Raw genomic sequence first — 16,352 nt, forward strand, 5'->3', positions numbered from 1 at the left:
GTGAGTGCCGACCCCGTACACGCACCCGAGACCGTGCCCGAGACCGCAGCCGACGGTGAACCGCGCGGCCAGGCCGTCCTCGACGACCTGGTCGCGCTGCTCGACCTGGAGCGCCTGGAGGACAACCTCTTCCGCGGTGTGAGCCCACCGGTCTCGCTGCCGCGGGTGTTCGGCGGCCAGGTGGCCGGCCAGGCGCTCGTCGCGGCCGGGCGGACCGTGTCCGCCGACCGGCACGTGCACTCGCTGCACGCCTACTTCATCCGCCCCGGGGACCCGAGCATCCCGATCGTCTACGAGACCGAGCGGGTCCGCGACGGCCGGTCGTTCACCACCCGCCGGGTGCTCGCCATCCAGCGCGGCGAGCCGATCTTCTCGCTGTCGGCGTCGTTCCAGCTGCCGCAGAACGGCCTGGAGCACTCCCAGCCGATGCCCTCGGACGTCCCCGCCCCGGAGGCGGTCGACGACCTCGGCACGCGCGCGGCCCGCGGCGACGGCGGCTGGATGGCCGGCCTGCCCCGCCCGCTGGACATCCGGCTGATCGACGAGCCGTCCTGGTCGCAGGACCACACCGGCCCGTCCGACGACCCGATGCGGCTGTGGCTGCGCGCCGACGGCGAGCTGCCCGACGACCCGCTGCTGCACGTCTGCCTGCTCACCTACGCCAGCGACCTGACCCTGCTCGGCTCGGTCGTCGCCCGCCACGACGTACCCCGCACCGGGCTGCAGATGGCGAGCCTGGACCACGCGATGTGGTTCCATGCGCCGTTCCGCGCCGACGAGTGGCTGCTCTACTCGTGCTTCTCGCCGGCCGCCTCCGGTGGGCGCGGCCTGGCCAGCGGCCGCTTCTTCACCGCCGACGGCCGCCTGGTCGCCACCACCATGCAGGAGGGGCTCGTCCGGGTCCCCCGCGACCGGAAGGACCCCCGCCCGTGACCGTCGAGTCCGAGGTCTCACTGACCAGTGTCAACGGCGGGAGGCTCCCCGGTTTCCTGGCCCGCCCCGAGACCGACACGCCCGGCCCCGCCATCGTGATGATCTACGAGATCTTCGGGATGACCCCGGAGATGCGCCGGATCGCCCGCGAGCTGGCCCGCGAGGGCTACACCGTCCTGATCCCGGACCTGTTCGCCCGTGGCCGGGTGAAGCCGCTGTGCATCGCCTCGACGCTGGCGACGATGGCCACCGGCCGCGGTGCCGCGCTCGGCGACTGCGAGTCCGCCCGGCGCTGGCTGGCCGACCAGCCCACCGTCGACGCCGACCGGATCGGTGTCATGGGGTTCTGCATGGGCGGCGGGTTCGCGTTGCTGCTGTCCCAGACCGGTCTGTACCGGGTCGCGGTGCCGTTCTACGGCCGCGCGGGTGTCGCGGTGGAGCCGGTCTGTCCGGTCGTCGCCAGCTTCGGCGGGCGCGACCTGCAGTTCGCCGACGGGTACCCGCAGCGTCTGGAGGCCGACCTGGCGGAGCGGGGGATCCCGCACGACGTCGTCGTCTACCCCGAGGCCGGGCACTCGTTCATGACGCGCACGCCGGGTGCGAAGGGTGCGGTGGCACGCCGGACGCCGCTGCACGCGGAGTACCACGAACCCTCGGCGACGGACGCGACGGAGCGGGTGCGGGCCTTCCTGCACGACCACCTGTAGGCGGGGGAGGATGGGGACGTGAGCGAGCTTGCGAGCGAACCGTCGGGACCGCGCGGCGACCGACCGGATCGGGCCTGGGGCTTCCGCACCCGGGCGGTGCACGCGGGGACGGTGCCGGACGCCGCGACCGGTTCCCGGGCGGTCCCGATCCACCAGACGACCAGCTATGTCTTCCGCGACACCGACGACGCCGCGGCGCTGTTCGCGCTGCAGAAGTACGGGCTGATCTACTCCCGGATCGCCAACCCGACGGTGTCGGCGCTGGAGGAGCGCCTGGCCAGCCTGGACGGTGGCATCGGCGCGGTGTGCACGGCCAGCGGGCAGTCCGCCGAGTTCCTCACCTTCGCCGCCCTCGCCGGGGCGGGGGACCACGCCGTCGCCGCGGCCGGGCTCTACGGCGGCACCATCACCCAGCTCGACGTGACGCTGCGCCGCTTCGGCGTCGACACGACCTTCGTGCCGGGCACCGACCCGGCCGACTATGCCGCCGCGATCCGCGAGAACACCAAGTTCGTCTTCGCCGAGGTCGTGTCCAACCCGGGCGGCGAGGTCGCCGACATCGCCGGGCTCGCCGAGGTCGCGCACGCGGCCGGGCTCCCGCTGATCATCGACGCGACGCTGGCGACGCCGTACCTGTGCCGGCCGCTGGAGCACGGCGCGGACATCGTGATCCACTCGGTGACGAAGTTCCTCGGCGGGCACGGCACCACCCTCGGTGGCGTGGTGATCGAGTCCGGCCGCTTCGACTGGGGCAACGGCCGCTTCCCCGGGATGACCGAGCCGGTCCCGTCCTACGGCGGGCTCACCTGGTGGGGGAACTTCCAGGAGCTCGGATTCCTCACCAAGCTGCGTGCCGAGCAGCTGCGCGACGTCGGCGCCACGCTGTCGGCGCACTCGGCGTTCCTGCTGATGCAGGGCGTCGAGACGCTGCCGCAGCGGATGGAGGCGCACGTGGCGAACGCGCAGAAGGTCGCCGAGTGGCTCGAGGCCGACCCGCGGGTGGAGTACGTGACCTACCCCGGGCTGCCGTCGCACCGCCACCACGAGCGGGCTCGCCGGTATCTGCCCGCGGGGCCGGGCGCGGTGTTCGCGTTCGGGGTGCGCGGCGGCCGGGCCGCCGGGGCGCGGTTCATCGAGGCGGTGCAGCTGTGCAGCCACCTCGCCAACGTCGGCGACGCCCGCACCCTCGTCCTGCACCCCGGGTCCACCACCCACCAGCAGCTCACCACCGAGCAGCTGGAGCAGGCGGGCGTCCCCGAGGACATGATCCGGATCTCGGTCGGTCTGGAGGACCCGGACGACATCGTCTGGGACCTCGACCAGGCGCTGGCCGCCTCGCAGAAGGAGAGCTCGTGACCTGGGAGAACCCGCCCGCGTGGCGGCGCCAGCAGATCCTGCGCGACACCCGCACCGTCGCCGTCGTCGGGGCGAGCCCGAACCCGGCCCGGGCCAGCAACTTCGTCGCCACCTACCTGCTGGCCTCGACCGGCTTCGAGGTGTACTTCGTCAACCCGAACGCACCGGAGATCCTCGGGCGCCCGGTGTACCCCTCGCTCGCGGAGCTGCCGGTGGTGCCGGACCTGGTCGACGTCTTCCGCCGCCCCGAGGACCTCGGCGGGGTGCTCGACGAGGTCCTCGCCCTGGACCCGACGCCGTCGACGTTCTGGCTCCAGTTCGGCCTGTTCGACGAGGAGCTCGCCCGTCGCGCGGAGGCCGCGGGCCTGACCGTGGTGATGGACCGGTGCCTCAAGGTGGAGCACGCGCGCTTCGCCGGCGGCCTGCACCTGGCCGGCTTCGACACCGGTGTGATCACCTCGCGGCGCCGGGACTGATCCCGCCCGGGGGCACGACGGTCAGATCCGCTCGGAGGCCCGCTCGCCGTCGTCCTCGACGACCTCCTCGATCGCCTGCTCCCGCGCGGTCGGGGGGCCGGCCTCCTCCCGGGCCTGTGCCGCCGCGTCCTCGGCCTCGTCCCGGGAGGCGTACTGGGTGAGGAGCCCGCACCCGCAGTCGCAGCGCACCACCCACCGATCCGCGACGTCGGCCATCGGCAGCACCTGCGGGTCGTGATCGGCCACGAGGACCTCCTCCGTGGGGAGTGGATGATCGGCATCATGGCGAGACACAGCGCCCGGCGCCATTCGGGAGAGGGGGTCGCCGGACGACGGTCCGGGAGCGACGAGCTGCGGCCTCTCCCGCGCGCCGGCCGCCGCGCCGGGCGTCGCGTCCGCGTGGTCACGACCACCGGAACGCGACGCCCGACGCGGGGATCGCGGATGAGGCTCGGGACCGGGGTGGGCCGGCCGATCGCCGGCGCCGGTCTCACCAGCCGAGCAGACCGACCAGGACGGCGTGGATCAGCCAGAACGGGGCGAACGCCAGTGCCACGAGCCCGCCGGGGCCGACCCCGCGCCGGGCCGGGAACACCAGCGCGAGGGCGGCGAGCCCCCACGGCACGAGCAGCGCGAGCCCGCGCAGCGGCCACGACCCGACCCCGGTGACCAGGGCCAGCAGCAGCGCCACCGCCACCCAGCCGGCCGCCGCGGCCACACAGCGGGGGAGCACGGCGGCGACGCCCGGGAGCTGCGGGGACCGGTCGGCGACCGCGGCCCGCTCCGGCTCGGTTCCCGGCGGGTACGGCGGCGCCCCCGGCAGCGGGGCGTGCGGCGGGACCTCCACCGGGCCGGACGACACCGGGCCCACCCCGGAGAAGCCCGGGGCGCCCTGCCACGACGGCGTCGCCCCGGCCGCCCCGGGCACGTCCGGCCGCGCCGGCTCGTCCGGTCCGGGCTGGTCGGCGGGGTCGGTGCCGCTCATGTCGGGAGCCTAGACCGCCACCCGCTCGCGGGGCCGCGCCCCACGATGATCGCCGGGAGTGGAGTGCAGAGCGCAGCGGGGTGCCTCCGGCGCTCCACTCCCGGCGATCATGGTCCGGTGGGGTGGTGTGCGGGAGCCGGGGTGCGGCCGTAGGTCAGCCGGCGCAGCAGCACCTCGGCCGGGCCGCGGTGGCCTCGGCGCTCGGCGACCACGGCGACGACGACGGTCACCAGCCACACCCCGGCCCCGCACAGCGTCGCCGCCCACAGCGGCAGGCCCGCGCCGAGCCCGAGCGTCCAGGCCGGGAACAGGGCCACGAACGCCACCGACTGCGCCAGGTACCCGCTCAGCGAGCGCCGCCCCAGCGCGACCAGCGCGCGGGACATCCACCCGCCCGGCACGGGTCCTGTGTCGCCCGGGGACCGGTACACGGCCCCCGGACCGTCCGGTGCCGCTCCGGCGGACCGTGTCCGTCGCGCGACGACCAGCCCGGCCAGCGCCGCGTACCCGGCGCCCGCGGCGTAGCCGGTGACGGCGTGCAGCACCCCGACCACGAGCGCGACCGGCTCCGACGGCGTCCACGCCCCCGCGGCGACCAGCCCCAGCGGCAGGCCGCCCACGACCCCCGCCCCGATCCCCGCGACGGCGACCCGGCGCAGCGCGCGACGGTGCCGGGCCGGGTCGTCGAGCCAGCCGGCCCTGGCGACGAGGACCCCCGCGACCGCGGCCCCCGCCAGCCCGACCGCGCTGATCAGCAGGTTGCCGAACAGCCACTCGCCGAAGCGCTCCACCGCCGCGGACACCACGTCCGGTGCGACCAGCGACGGCGACGCCGACGCCGCGTCGGACCGGGTCAGCGCGACGGGGGCGTAGAGCACCGCCAGCAGCGTCGTCGCGGCCACCCCGGTGAGCACCAGCACCGCGGTCGACCCGCGGACCAGCACCGGCGCGAGAACCACGGCGATCAGCCCGTAGGCGGCGACGAAGTCCCCGTGCCACAGCAGCACCGCGTGCGCGGCGCCGACGGCGAACAGCGCCCCGCCCCGGCGCCGGACCAGGGCCAGCACCTGGTCGGGCCCGGCACCGGCGCGGGCCGCGCGGCGGGCGAGCCCGGCGATGCCGTAGCCGAACAGCAGCGCGAACAGCGGGTAGGCCCGGCCGTCGACCAGGGTCAGCTGCGCCGCGGCGAGCCAGGCGTCGACGCCGGTCGGGTCGAGCGGGTAGGTGCGGACCCCGATGCCCCGGTGGGTGACGAAGGTGTGCACGTTCGCCACGGCGATCAGCAGCAGCGCCGCGCCGCGGGCCAGGTCCGGCGCCGGTGCACGACCGGTCACCGGGACGTCTCGCATCGCCCGCACGCTACCGGCGGTGTGGTTCGTGCCACGCATGGCGGTGGGTGTGCTCCCCGTCGCGGTACGCAGGCGCGAACAGGGCTAGGGTCCGGGGCGTGTCTGCTACCCCCGTTACCGTTACCGTCACCGGAGCCGCTGGCCAGATCGGTTACGCGCTGCTCTTCCGGATCGCCTCCGGGCAGCTGCTGGGGCCCGACACCCCGGTCACGCTGAACCTGCTGGAGATCCCGCAGGCCGTGAAGGCCGCCGAGGGCACCGCGATGGAGCTCGACGACTGCGCCTTCCCGCTGCTGCGCGGCATCAACATCTTCGACGACGCGAACGCCGCGTTCTCCGGCACCAACGTCGCGCTGCTCGTCGGTGCCCGTCCCCGCAGCAAGGGCATGGAGCGCGGCGACCTGCTCGAGGCCAACGGCGGCATCTTCGGCCCGCAGGGCAAGGCGATCAACGCCGGTGCCGCGGACGACGTGCGCGTCCTGGTCGTCGGCAACCCGGCCAACACCAACGCCCTGATCGCCCAGGCCTCCGCCCCGGACGTCCCGGCCGACCGGTTCACCGCGATGACCCGCCTCGACCACAACCGTGCGCTGGCGCAACTGTCGAAGAAGCTTGGCGTGGGCCTGGACGAGATCAGCAAGCTCACGATCTGGGGCAACCACTCGGCGACCCAGTACCCCGACCTGTTCCACGCCGAGGTCGGCGGCAAGATCGCCGCCGAGCAGGTCGAGCGGGAGTGGCTGGAGAACGACTTCATCCCGACCGTCGCCAAGCGCGGTGCCGCGATCATCGAGGCGCGGGGCGCGTCCTCGGCCGCGTCGGCCGCGAACGCCGCCATCGACCACGTCTACGACTGGGTCAACGGCACCCCGGCCGGCGACTGGACCTCCGCCGCGATCCCGTCGGACGGCTCCTACGGCGTCCCCGAGGGCATCATCTCCTCGTTCCCGGTCACCTCCGAGAACGGCGCGTGGAAGATCGTCCAGGGCCTGGAGATCGACGAGTTCTCCCGCGGGAAGATCGACGCGAGCGTCGCGGAGCTGGTCGAGGAGCGCGACACCGTCGCCAAGCTCGGCCTCATCTGAGCCGACCGCACACCGACCGCGGCCCCGCACCCGTCACGGGTGCGGGGCCGCGGTGCGTCCGGAGCCGTCCCCGCCGGCCACCCGGCGCACCGGTGATCGCCGATCCGCGCGGTGATCCGCGCCGCGCGCGCGTCCGGACACGCGCGCCGAACGGATCACCGCGCGAGCAGCGGATCACTGCGCGAGCTGCGGATCACCGCGCGGGAGCGGGGGACCGCAGCGGGTCGGGTCAGCCCAGGCGGGCGCCGGTGTCGCCGTCGAACAGGTGGGTGCGGTCCGGGTCGGGGACCAGGCGCAGGCGGGTCCCGCGCTCCGGCGGGGTGCGGGCGTCGACCCGGGCCACCAGCGTCGTCCCTGCGCCGTCGTGTCCCGCGGCCTCGGTGAGGGTGCCGTAGACGTAGGCGTCGGCCCCCAGCTCCTCGACGACGTCGACGGTCACCTCCAGCCCGTCCCCGGCCCCGGCCGGGCGCAGGTCCTCCGGCCGGATGCCGACCGTGACCGTGTCCGACGACCCGCCGGGCACCGGGATCCGCACCCCGCCGAGGGACACCGACCCGTCGGTGCCGGTGGGCACCGTCACCAGGTTCATCGCCGGTGACCCCACGAACCCGGCGACGAAGGCGTTCACCGGGCGCTCGTACAGCTCGCGCGGGGCGGCGCACTGCTGCAGCACCCCGCCCGACAGCACCGCGACGCGGTCGCCCATCGTCATCGCCTCCACCTGGTCGTGGGTGACGTAGACGGTGGTGACACCCAGGCGCCGCTGCAGGGAGGCGATCTGGGTCCGGGTGGACACCCGCAGCTTCGCGTCCAGGTTGGACAGCGGCTCGTCCATGCAGAACACGGCGGGCTCGCGCACGATCGCGCGGCCCATCGCGACCCGCTGGCGCTGCCCGCCCGACAGGGCACGCGGCTTGCGGTCCAGCAGTCCCTCCAGGTCGAGGATCTTCGCCGCCTCGGCGACGCGGCGGGCGATCTCGTCGCGCGGCCGGCCTGCGTTGGTCAGCGCGAAGCCCATGTTCGCGGCGACCGTCATGTGCGGGTAGAGCGCGTAGTTCTGGAACACCATCGCGATGTCGCGGTCCTTGGGCCGGACGTCGGTGACGTCGCGGTCGCCGATCCGGATGGCGCCGGCGTCGACGTCCTCCAGACCCGCGAGCATCCGCAGCGACGTCGACTTCCCGCAGCCGGACGGCCCGACGAGCACGAGGAACTCGCCGTCGGCGATCTCCAGGTCCAGCCCGTCGACGGCGGGGGTGTCCGAGCCGGGGTAGATCCGCGTCGCCGAGTCGTAGGTGACCGTTGCCATGTCAGCGTCCCGCCGTCAGATGTTGGGCTTCACGTCGGTGTCGAAGATCCGGGTCAGCGTGCCCTTGAGGGTGGTGAGCTCGCTCTGCACGTCGGCCCGCTGGTTGAGGATGTTGGCACAGGTCCGCGCGATCTCCTGGTCGGCACCCGGGAAGAACGCGCGCGCCCGGTCCTGGGTGCGGGTCCGGTCGAGCTGGTCGATCGCGACCTTGCGCAGCGGCGTCTGGGCGAGCAGTGGCCCGGTGTTCGCCGAGGTGCGGATCGGCAGGTAGCCGGTGGCCTGGGAGAACAGCACCGTGTTCTCCGGGCTGGTCAGGAACTTCGCGAAGGCCGCCGCGGCGAGCTGACGCTCCGGCGGGATCGCGGCCGGGATGCCGATGCCCGCGCCACCCGTCGGGCACACCGGGCCGGGGACCGGGCCCGCGGGCAGGAACCCGGCGCCCACGTCGAACTGCGCGGCGTCGAGCACGGTGACCAGCGAACCGGTCGAGCCCACCGTCGCCGACACCGCCCCGGCACCCAGGTCGGTGGTGCCGTCGGTCGCGGCGACGCCCGCCCAGCCCGAGGTCACCGCGTTCTGCAGGGCCGAGATCGCCCGGACGGCCTCGGGGGAGTCGCAGGTGACGTCCCACTCGTTCGACCAGGCGCCGCCCTCGCCCCAGAGGTTGTTCTGGAACGACCAGCCGGCGTAGTCGGCCAGGGCGGGGAGCTGGTACGCCTTCTGCGCGCCGGTGCCCGCGGCCTGCAGCCTCGGCCCCCACTCGGCCATCTCGGCCCAGGTCGCGGGCGCCCGGTCGGGCAGGCCGGCCTTCTGCCAGTGCGCCTTGTTGTAGTAGAAGATTGGCGTCGAACGCGCCCAGGGCAGCGCCCAGAGCTTGCCGTCGTAGCGGTAGTCCTCGATCAGCTGCTGCCGGTAGTCGGCGGTGTCGATGCCCGTCGCGGCGATCAGCGGATCCATCGGCACGATGGAGCGCTGCATGTAGTAGCGGAACCACCAGACGTCGGAGAGCACGACGAGGTCGGGCAGCTGGGAGCCGCCGCCGGCCTGCGCGGTCTGGAAGCGCTGGGCGATCTCCTCGTAGGTCGCGCCCGCGGTCACGAGGTTGACCGTGGTCCCCGGGTTGGCCCGCTGGTAGGCGTCGATGATCTGGCGGGACACCTTCTCCGAGCTGCCCGGGTTGTTCGTCCACCAGGTGACGGTCGTCGCCGGCTGCACCCCGGAGTAGTCGACCTCCGGGGCGTCGGCGGGCCCGCCGCCGCTGGTGGAGGGGCCGCCGCAGGCGGCCAGGGCCGCGGCGGCGCCGGTGATGCCGGCGAACTTCAGGAATCCGCGACGGTCGAGGTGCATGGCAGCTGGCGTCCTTTCGGGGGGAGGGGAGGAGGCGCGGGGGACGGTCTCAGTCCTTGACCGCGCCCTGGGTAAGCCCGGCGATGATGTGGCGCTGGAGGGCGATGAAGACGATCAGGACCGGCACGATCACGGCGACCGACCCGGCCATGAGCTGGCCGTAGGCCGCGGCCCGGTTGTCCACGTTGGCCAGCAGGGTGAGCCCGACGGGCAGCGTCATCATCTCCGGCCTGGAGATGATGACCAGCGGCCAGAGGTAGTCGTTCCACTCGTAGACGATCGTGATCAGCGCGACGGTGGCGACGGTCGGCGCGGACACCGGCAGGACGACCCGGGTGAGCCGGCGCCAGTGCCCGGCCCCGTCGAGCTCGGCGGCCTCCAGCAGGCTCGGCGGCAGCGTGCGGAAGTGCTGGCGCAGCAGGAACGTGCCGAACGCCGTCCCGAGACCGGGCAGGATGATGCCCCAGTACGTGTCCGCGCCGCCGAGCGCGGTGATGAGCGTGTAGTTGGGCAGCAGCGCCACCTGCGGCGGCACCATCAGCGTCACCAGCAGCCCGGCGAAGATCCAGTTCTTGAACGGGAACCGGACGAACACCAGCCCGTAGGCGGTGAACACGGCCAGCGCCACCTTGAGCACGGTACCGACCACGGTGACCAGCACTGAGTTGAGGAACACCCGGCCGAACGGCAGGCGCTCGGCGACGGTGGCGTAGTTCTCCGTCGTCGGCGCCGACGGCAGCAGTGCCGGGGTCTGGGTGATGATCTCGGTCAGTGGCTTGAACGACGACAGCGTCATCCACAGCAGCGGGAACAGCACGACGAGTACGGCCACCAGCAGCGGGACGTAGGCGCTGGTCACGACGTCGAACAGGGCCCGCGGCGACAGCGCGCGCGACGACCGGTGCTCCGGAGCGGTGGTGGTCATGCGTAGTGCACCCGCCGTTCCATCCACCGCAGCTGGACCAGGGTGAAGACCACCAGCACCACGAACAGGACCGTCGACACCGCCGCCGAGTAGCCTGCCCGGTTGCTGGAGCCGAAGGCCTGCAGGTAGGCCTCGTAGATCAACGTCGTCGTCCCCTGCCCGAGCGGGGTCATGATCCGGATCAGGTCGAAGGCCTGCAACGAGTTCAGCGCGCTCGTCACGACCAGGAAGAACGTCACCGGCGACAGGAGCGGCAGCACCACCCGGAAGAACGTGCGGGCCGACGACGCGCCGTCCAGCGCGGCGGCCTCCAGCAGGTCCTTCGGGATCGACTGCAGGCCCGCCAGGTAGATCACCGCGGCGTAGCCCATGTTCTTCCAGACGTAGACGATGCAGATCATCGTCAGCGACATCGACGGGTCGTTGAAGAAGTCCGGTGCGGTGCCGCCGAAGGCTCGCACCACCGCCCCCAGCACCCCGATCGACGGGTCGAACACGAACAGCCACACCAGCCCGACGCCGACCCCGGACAGCACGTAGGGGGAGAACACCGCGGCCCGCGCGACACCGGTACCCGGCACCCGCCGGTTGAGCGCCAGTGCGATCAGCAGACCCAGCACCATCGAGCCGCCGACCGTGACGACGGTGAACACCAGCGTCGTCCCGACGATCCCCGCCGACGACGGCGAGGTCAGGAACGTGACGTAGTTCCCGAGCCCCACGAACGTCGCCGACGGCGACCCGAGGGTCCAGTTCAGCAGCGAGTACCGGACGTTCTCGATCACCGGCCGGTAGGCGAAGGCGACGATCAGCGCCGCGTTGGGCAGCACCAGCGCGAGGAACACCCAGAAGTCGTGCCGGTCCCGGGCGGTGAAGCGGCGCCGTCGCCGCGGCGGGGGGCGCGAGGTCGCACCCGGCGCCGTCGGCGTCGAGGCGGACCGGGTGGGGGTGGACGTCACGTGACCTCACGTCTGTCGCAGGGGCGGCGCGCGGCCGCATCGTCGCGACCTCGCAGACCCTCGCAGTCTCGTGTGGCCCGGCCGCGTCACGTGTCCGGCGAACAGGTGAACGGCGGCACTCGGACGGGTGACGCGCAGGGTCCCCGCTACTCCGCCACGCGGCAGATGGCGAACGCCTCCGCCGGGACGGTGAACGAGGAGCCGTCGCTGGTCGTCGGCTCGGACGCCAGCAGGATGCGGGTGATCTCCGATCCGAGCGACAGCGTCACCGGCTCCGGGCCGAGGTTGACCACGACCCGCATCCGCCCGCGGGCGACGACGAGGGTGCGCGCCTGCTCGTGGACGTCCACACCGATCCGGTCCAGCCACGGGTCCGACAGTTCCGGCCAGGCGCGGCGCAGGGCGATGAGCTCACGGTGCATGCGCAGCAGGGTCGCGTGCGGCTCCTGCTCGGGCTCGGACCAGTCCAGCCGGGAGTCGGCGAAGGTCGACTCGGCGTTGGGGTCGGGCACCTCGGCGGCGTCGTCCCAGCCGTGGTCGGCGAACTCGGCGCGCCGGCCGTCGCGGACGGCCTTCTGCAGGTCCGGGTCGCCGAAGCGGGAGAAGAACTGCCACGGCGTGCGTGCGCCCCACTCCTCACCCATGAACAGCATCGGGGTGAATCCGGAGGTGAACAGCAGCGCCGCACCGCAGGCCAGCAGGCCGGGCGAGAGCGTGTGGGTGAGCCGGTCACCGGTGGCGCGGTTGCCGATCTGGTCGTGGTTCTGCAGGTAGGTGACCAGCCGCGAGCCGGGGATCCGCGCGGTGTCGATCGGGGCGCCGTGGCTGCGCTGCCGGAACGACGACCAGGTCCCCTCGTGCAGGAAGCCGCGGGTGAGCACGTGCGCCAGCCCGTCGAGACCGGCCTCGGCGAAGTCGCCGTAGTAGCCCTGGCCCTCGCCGGTGAGCACCGAGTGCAGGCAGTGGTGGACGTCGTCGGCCCACTGCGCGTCCAGGCCGTACCCGCCGCCCTCCCGCGCAGTGATCATCCGCGGGTCGTTGAGGTCGGACTCGGCGATCAGCGACAGCGGGCGCCCGACGTGCGCCTCCAGCGCGGTCACCTCGACGGCGAGCTGCTCCAGGATGTGCTGGGCCCGGGTGTCGCGCAGCGCGTGCACGGCGTCGATCCGCAGCCCGTCGACGTGGAAGTCGCGCAGCCACATCAGGGCGTTGTCGATCATGTAGCGGCGGACCTCGTCGGAGCCCGCGGCGTCGAGGTTCAGCGACGGACCCCAGATGTTGGAACCGGCGAAGTAGGGGCCGAACCGGTCCAGGTAGGCCCCGGACGGGCCGAGGTGGTTGTAGACGACGTCGAGGACGACACCCAGGCCGCGGGCGTGGCAGGCGTCGACGAAGCGCTTGAACGCGTCCGGGCCGCCGTAGTTCTCGGTGACGGCGTACCAGCCGACGCCGTCGTAGCCCCAGTTGACCGGCCCGTCGACGGCGTTGACCGGCAGCACCTCGACCAGGTCGACCCCGAGCGAGACCAGGTGGTCGAGCCGGCCGATCGCGGCGTCGAACGTGCCCGGCCCGGTGAACGTGCCGATGTGGCACTCGTAGAGCACCGACCCGGCCAGCGCGCGGCCGGTCCAGGTCTCGTCGGTCCACCAGAACGCCTCGTGGTCGTAGACGCGGGAGCGCTCGTGCACCCCCTTCGGCTGCCAGCGGGAACGGGGGTCGGGCAGCGGCGTCGCGTCGTCGTCGAGCAGGAACGCGTAGTCGGTCCCGTGCCCGTGGTCGGGCGCCTCGGTGCGCCACCAGCCCCCCGGGGAGGGATCGAGCGCGATGCGCTGGTCACCCACCAGCACGCTGACGCGGTTCCTGTCGGGGGCCCACACGGCGAACTCCGTCACGGGCGCCGATCCTTCCGCACCCGGTGGGGTCGGCGCGCGCCCGGCGGGGGGTGGGCCGGGTCACGCGCCGCTAGGCTGCCCCGATGAGCGACCCCGACGCCGGCGACGACCTCGACTCCGACGCGCAGCTGCAGCCGGAGGACACCCTGGAGTACGGCGGCGTGACCGACGTGCTCGACGAGGGCTACTCGCCGCCCGAGCGCCCGTGGAACGACCGCGACGACGAGACCCTCGACGAGCGCCTGGCCGACGAGGAGCCCGACACCTGGACGGCCGAGCTGGACGCGACCGCCGACGCGGAGGACCGCGACGACGCCCGCGCCGCCGGGGTCGTCGGCGACCCGGACTCCCGGGACGACTTCTCCGACGTCGACGACGCCACCGGCGACCTGCTCGGGGACGCCCCGGGTGCCGACGGCGAGCTGCTCGCCGACGACGAGGTGGGCGACCGCCGCGCCGGGCGCCTCACGATCGACGACGCGAGCTTCGACGGCAGCGACGGTGGGGAGAAGGACCTGGTGGCCGGCGACGCCGGCATCGACGGTGCCGGCGCCTCGGCCGAGGAGGCCGCGGTGCACGTCGTCGACGAGCCCTGACCCGCCGGACCCGTACGCGTCGCGCCCCGGCCGCCTGCGGGCGACCGGGGCGCGACGGGTGACGGATCAGGCGGGGCGGACCAGCAGCGCGACGGGGTAGCGGGCGAGCAGGTCGGCCAGCGCGGGCGCGGGCCCGTCCACCGGACGGTTCGCGATCATGTCGTGCCAGTCGTCGAAGCCGCCGGGAAGTGGCAGCCGGGTGTCGTCCCAGCCGCCCCGGCGGGCCAGCCCCTCGGGCAGCCGGGTCGCCACGGCGACGAGCGCGCCCCCGCCCCGCGAGAACGCGACGGCGTGCTCCGCCGCCGGGCCCTGGGCGTCGACCCGGCCGTAGCCGCTGAACAGCTCGGGCCGGAACCGCCGCAGCCGCGCCGTCGCCGAGGTGACCAGCAGCTTGGCCGCGCCGGTCGGGTCGACCGGCGGCTGCTCGCCCGCGTCGAGGCGCTCCAGGATCGCCCGCCGGGCGTCCCAGTCGACCGGGCGCCGGTTGTCCGGGTCGACCAGCGAGTACTCGAACAGCTCGGTGCCCTGGTAGACGTCCGGCACGCCGGGCCCGGCCATCTGGAGCAGCTTCTGGGCCAGCGAGTTCGACCGGCCCGGGTCGGCGATCTCCCCGACGAACGCCTCGATCTCGGCGACGAGCTCGGCGTCGGCGAGGACCTGCTCCGGCCAGGCCGCGATCGCCTCGTCGACCTCGGGCACGGCGTCGATGTGCGAGGTCACCAGCTTGGCCTCCTTGGACGCCTTGCCCAGGTAGCCGGCGAGCCGGTCGGCCGGGATCGGCCACGCCCCGACCAGCGACTGCCAGGCCAGCAGCTCCAGCGAGCGGTCGGGCAGCGGGTGGCGCACCGACCACTCGCGGACCTTCGCCGCCCAGTCCGCGGGTCGCTCGGCCAGGACGGCGAGCCGGGCCCGGACGTCCTCGGAGCGCTTCGTGTCGTGGGTGGACAGCGAGGTCATCGTGCGCGACCGGCCGGCCTCGCGGCGGGCCAGCCCGACGTGGAACTCCTCGGGGGTCACCCCGAACCGGGCCGGGTCGCCGCCGACCTCGTTCAGCGCGACGAGCCGGTTGTACCGGTAGAACGCGGTGTCCTCGACGCCCTTGGCGGTGACCATGCCCGAGGTCTGCTGCAACCGGGTCGCGTACTCCGAGCCGGGCTCGCGGACCAGCCCGCTGTGCAACGCGGTGAGCACCGCGCCCAGGTCCGGTCGCCGTGTGCGGGCCACGGCGACGGCGGTGTCGGCGGCCGCGCGGCCCTCGGTGATCCGCGGCGTCAGGTACGAGCGGTAGACCGGGAACCCGCACAGCAGCTCGGCGACCGCGTCGTGCAGGTCCTCCGCGGTGACCTCGGCCAGGTCGAGCCCGGTCGCCGCCGAGTCCGCACCGGGGCCGGCCCGGAAGGCGTTGGCGATCCGGCGGACCTCGGCGACCAGGATCTCGCGGGCGACGAGGTGGCGGCCGTCGTCCTCGACGGCGTGCGCGGAGCGCTTCTCCCCGGTGTGTTCGGCGGCGAACTGGGTGAGCAGCCCGGCACCGTCGGGGTCGACGAGCACCCCGCAGACCTCGCGCAGCGCCTCGTAGCCGGTGGTGCCGTCGACCGGCCAGGAGATCGGCAGCTCCTCGTCGAGGCCCAGGATCTTCTCCACCAGCAGCCACTTGCCGGGGCCGAGCTCGGCGCGCAGCCGCCGCGCGTAGGCACCCGGGTCGGACAGGCCGTCCGGGTGGTCCACCCGCAGCCCGACGACGGTGTCGTCGGAGCGCACGAGGTCGAGCACGGTGCGGTGGGTGTCGGCGAAGACCTCCGGGTCCTCGACCCGGACCGCGGCGAGGTCGCTGACGTCGAAGAACCGCCGGTAGGTCAGCTCGGCGGCGCCGCGTCGCCAGGACACGAGCCGGTAGTGCTGGCGCGCGTGCACCTCCTTGGCGGTGCCCTCGCCGGTGCCGGGGGCGATCGGGAAGCGGTGCTCGTGGTAGCGCAGCTCCCCGTCGAGGACCGACAGCTGCGACAGCGCGGTGTCCTCGTCGGCGTCCAGCACCGGGAGCAGCAGCGCGCCGGCGCCCCAGTCGATGTCGAAGTGCCGGGCCCAGCGCGAGGCCTGGCCGTGCGTGAGCACGTCCCACCACCACGGGTTCTCGGCGGGCTTCGCGACGCCGACGTGGTTGGGCACGATGTCGATCAGCATCGTCAGGCCGTGCTCGCGCAGCGTCGCGAGCAGCGACCGCAGCCCCTGCTCGCCGCCGCGCTCACCCGACACCCGGGTCGGGTCGGTCACGTCGTAGCCGTGGGTGGACCCGGCCGTGGACTCCAGCAGGGGTGAGGCGTAGAGCGCCCCGACCCCCAGCCGGTCCAGGTAGCCGGTCAGCGCGGCGGCGTCGGCGAAGGTCTGCTCCGCCGAGAGCTGCAGCCGGTAGGTCGATCCCGGAAGGCGGGTCAC

General features: G+C 73.9%; 15 protein-coding genes. 6 read left to right on the top strand and 9 right to left on the bottom strand.

Going from position 1 to position 16,352, the window contains the following annotated elements:
- From Ae717Ps2_RS08830 to Ae717Ps2_RS08845, 4 genes are read left to right on the top strand one after another with little or no spacing between them, the layout of a single operon-like run.
- Complete coding sequence (locus Ae717Ps2_RS08830) at window positions 1-933, top strand: acyl-CoA thioesterase II (RefSeq protein ID WP_020627505.1); 933 nt, start codon at window positions 1-3, stop codon at window positions 931-933.
- Entirely contained in the window at window positions 930-1,640 is a 711-nt protein-coding gene (locus Ae717Ps2_RS08835) for a dienelactone hydrolase family protein (RefSeq protein WP_020627506.1), read from the top strand. The genes Ae717Ps2_RS08830 and Ae717Ps2_RS08835 overlap by 4 nt, the downstream gene beginning before the upstream one ends.
- Before the next feature lie 18 nt (window positions 1,641-1,658).
- Entirely contained in the window at window positions 1,659-2,996 is a 1,338-nt protein-coding gene (locus Ae717Ps2_RS08840; RefSeq protein WP_075305665.1) for an O-acetylhomoserine aminocarboxypropyltransferase/cysteine synthase family protein, read from the top strand.
- The gene (locus tag Ae717Ps2_RS08845; protein ID WP_020627508.1) at window positions 2,993-3,472 is read left to right on the top strand and encodes a CoA-binding protein; all 480 of its coding nucleotides are present in this window, start codon (window positions 2,993-2,995) and stop codon (window positions 3,470-3,472) included. The genes Ae717Ps2_RS08840 and Ae717Ps2_RS08845 overlap by 4 nt, the downstream gene beginning before the upstream one ends.
- 21 nt (window positions 3,473-3,493) lie before the next feature.
- On the opposite strand, the gene Ae717Ps2_RS08850 is transcribed toward Ae717Ps2_RS08845, so the two are convergent.
- From Ae717Ps2_RS08850 to Ae717Ps2_RS08860, 3 genes are all read right to left on the bottom strand, one after another.
- Window positions 3,494-3,718 (bottom strand): hypothetical protein, encoded by a 225-nt coding sequence (locus Ae717Ps2_RS08850; RefSeq protein ID WP_075305666.1) that lies wholly within the window; start codon window positions 3,716-3,718, stop codon window positions 3,494-3,496.
- A gap of 244 nt (window positions 3,719-3,962) precedes the next feature.
- Window positions 3,963-4,457 (bottom strand): hypothetical protein, encoded by a 495-nt coding sequence (locus Ae717Ps2_RS08855; protein WP_075305667.1) that lies wholly within the window; start codon window positions 4,455-4,457, stop codon window positions 3,963-3,965.
- A 107-nt stretch (window positions 4,458-4,564) separates the two neighbouring features.
- Entirely contained in the window at window positions 4,565-5,806 is a 1,242-nt protein-coding gene (locus tag Ae717Ps2_RS08860; protein ID WP_075311591.1) for a DUF418 domain-containing protein, read from the bottom strand.
- A 98-nt stretch (window positions 5,807-5,904) separates the two neighbouring features.
- Between Ae717Ps2_RS08860 and Ae717Ps2_RS08865 the strand changes: the two genes are divergently transcribed.
- A complete protein-coding gene (locus Ae717Ps2_RS08865; protein WP_075333213.1) occupies window positions 5,905-6,891 on the top strand; it encodes a malate dehydrogenase in 987 nt (328 codons plus the stop codon).
- 229 nt (window positions 6,892-7,120) lie between these two features.
- On the opposite strand, the gene Ae717Ps2_RS08870 is transcribed toward Ae717Ps2_RS08865, so the two are convergent.
- From Ae717Ps2_RS08870 to treZ, 5 genes are all read right to left on the bottom strand, one after another.
- Window positions 7,121-8,200: an ABC transporter ATP-binding protein gene (locus Ae717Ps2_RS08870; RefSeq protein WP_020624014.1), complete on the bottom strand. Its 1,080-nt coding sequence runs from the start codon at window positions 8,198-8,200 to the stop codon at window positions 7,121-7,123.
- Between the two features lie 15 nt (window positions 8,201-8,215).
- Window positions 8,216-9,547, bottom strand: a complete 1,332-nt coding sequence (locus Ae717Ps2_RS08875) for an ABC transporter substrate-binding protein (RefSeq protein ID WP_075305669.1) — start codon at window positions 9,545-9,547, stop codon at window positions 8,216-8,218.
- 49 nt (window positions 9,548-9,596) lie between these two features.
- A complete protein-coding gene (locus Ae717Ps2_RS08880) occupies window positions 9,597-10,472 on the bottom strand; it encodes a carbohydrate ABC transporter permease (protein ID WP_075333214.1) in 876 nt (291 codons plus the stop codon).
- Window positions 10,469-11,431 (bottom strand): carbohydrate ABC transporter permease, encoded by a 963-nt coding sequence (locus Ae717Ps2_RS08885; RefSeq protein WP_075305671.1) that lies wholly within the window; start codon window positions 11,429-11,431, stop codon window positions 10,469-10,471. Before Ae717Ps2_RS08885 ends, Ae717Ps2_RS08880 begins: the two co-directional genes overlap by 4 nt.
- Window positions 11,432-11,577: 146 nt before the next feature.
- Window positions 11,578-13,323: a malto-oligosyltrehalose trehalohydrolase gene (gene treZ, locus Ae717Ps2_RS08890; RefSeq protein WP_075333215.1), complete on the bottom strand. Its 1,746-nt coding sequence runs from the start codon at window positions 13,321-13,323 to the stop codon at window positions 11,578-11,580.
- 83 nt (window positions 13,324-13,406) lie between these two features.
- Here treZ and Ae717Ps2_RS08895 point away from each other — a divergent pair, with 83 nt between their 5' ends.
- The gene (locus Ae717Ps2_RS08895) at window positions 13,407-13,919 is read left to right on the top strand and encodes a DUF5709 domain-containing protein (protein ID WP_075333216.1); all 513 of its coding nucleotides are present in this window, start codon (window positions 13,407-13,409) and stop codon (window positions 13,917-13,919) included.
- 66 nt (window positions 13,920-13,985) lie between these two features.
- On the opposite strand, the gene treY is transcribed toward Ae717Ps2_RS08895, so the two are convergent.
- Window positions 13,986-16,352, bottom strand: a complete 2,367-nt coding sequence (treY, locus tag Ae717Ps2_RS08900; RefSeq protein ID WP_075305674.1) for a malto-oligosyltrehalose synthase — start codon at window positions 16,350-16,352, stop codon at window positions 13,986-13,988.

The organism is Pseudonocardia sp. Ae717_Ps2, from assembly GCF_001932475.1.
In the GTDB taxonomy this organism is placed as follows: domain Bacteria; phylum Actinomycetota; class Actinomycetes; order Mycobacteriales; family Pseudonocardiaceae; genus Pseudonocardia.

Coding starts and splice junctions, on each gene's coding strand:
- Ae717Ps2_RS08855 (WP_075305667.1), bottom strand. CDS start 4,457: ATGAGCGGCACCGACCCCGCCGACCAGCCCGGACCGGACGAGCCGGCG.
- Ae717Ps2_RS08860 (WP_075311591.1), bottom strand. CDS start 5,806: ATGCGAGACGTCCCGGTGACCGGTCGTGCACCGGCGCCGGACCTGGCC.
- Ae717Ps2_RS08870 (WP_020624014.1), bottom strand. CDS start 8,200: ATGGCAACGGTCACCTACGACTCGGCGACGCGGATCTACCCCGGCTCG.
- Ae717Ps2_RS08875 (WP_075305669.1), bottom strand. CDS start 9,547: ATGCACCTCGACCGTCGCGGATTCCTGAAGTTCGCCGGCATCACCGGC.
- Ae717Ps2_RS08880 (WP_075333214.1), bottom strand. CDS start 10,472: ATGACCACCACCGCTCCGGAGCACCGGTCGTCGCGCGCGCTGTCGCCG.
- Ae717Ps2_RS08895 (WP_075333216.1), top strand. CDS start 13,407: ATGAGCGACCCCGACGCCGGCGACGACCTCGACTCCGACGCGCAGCTG.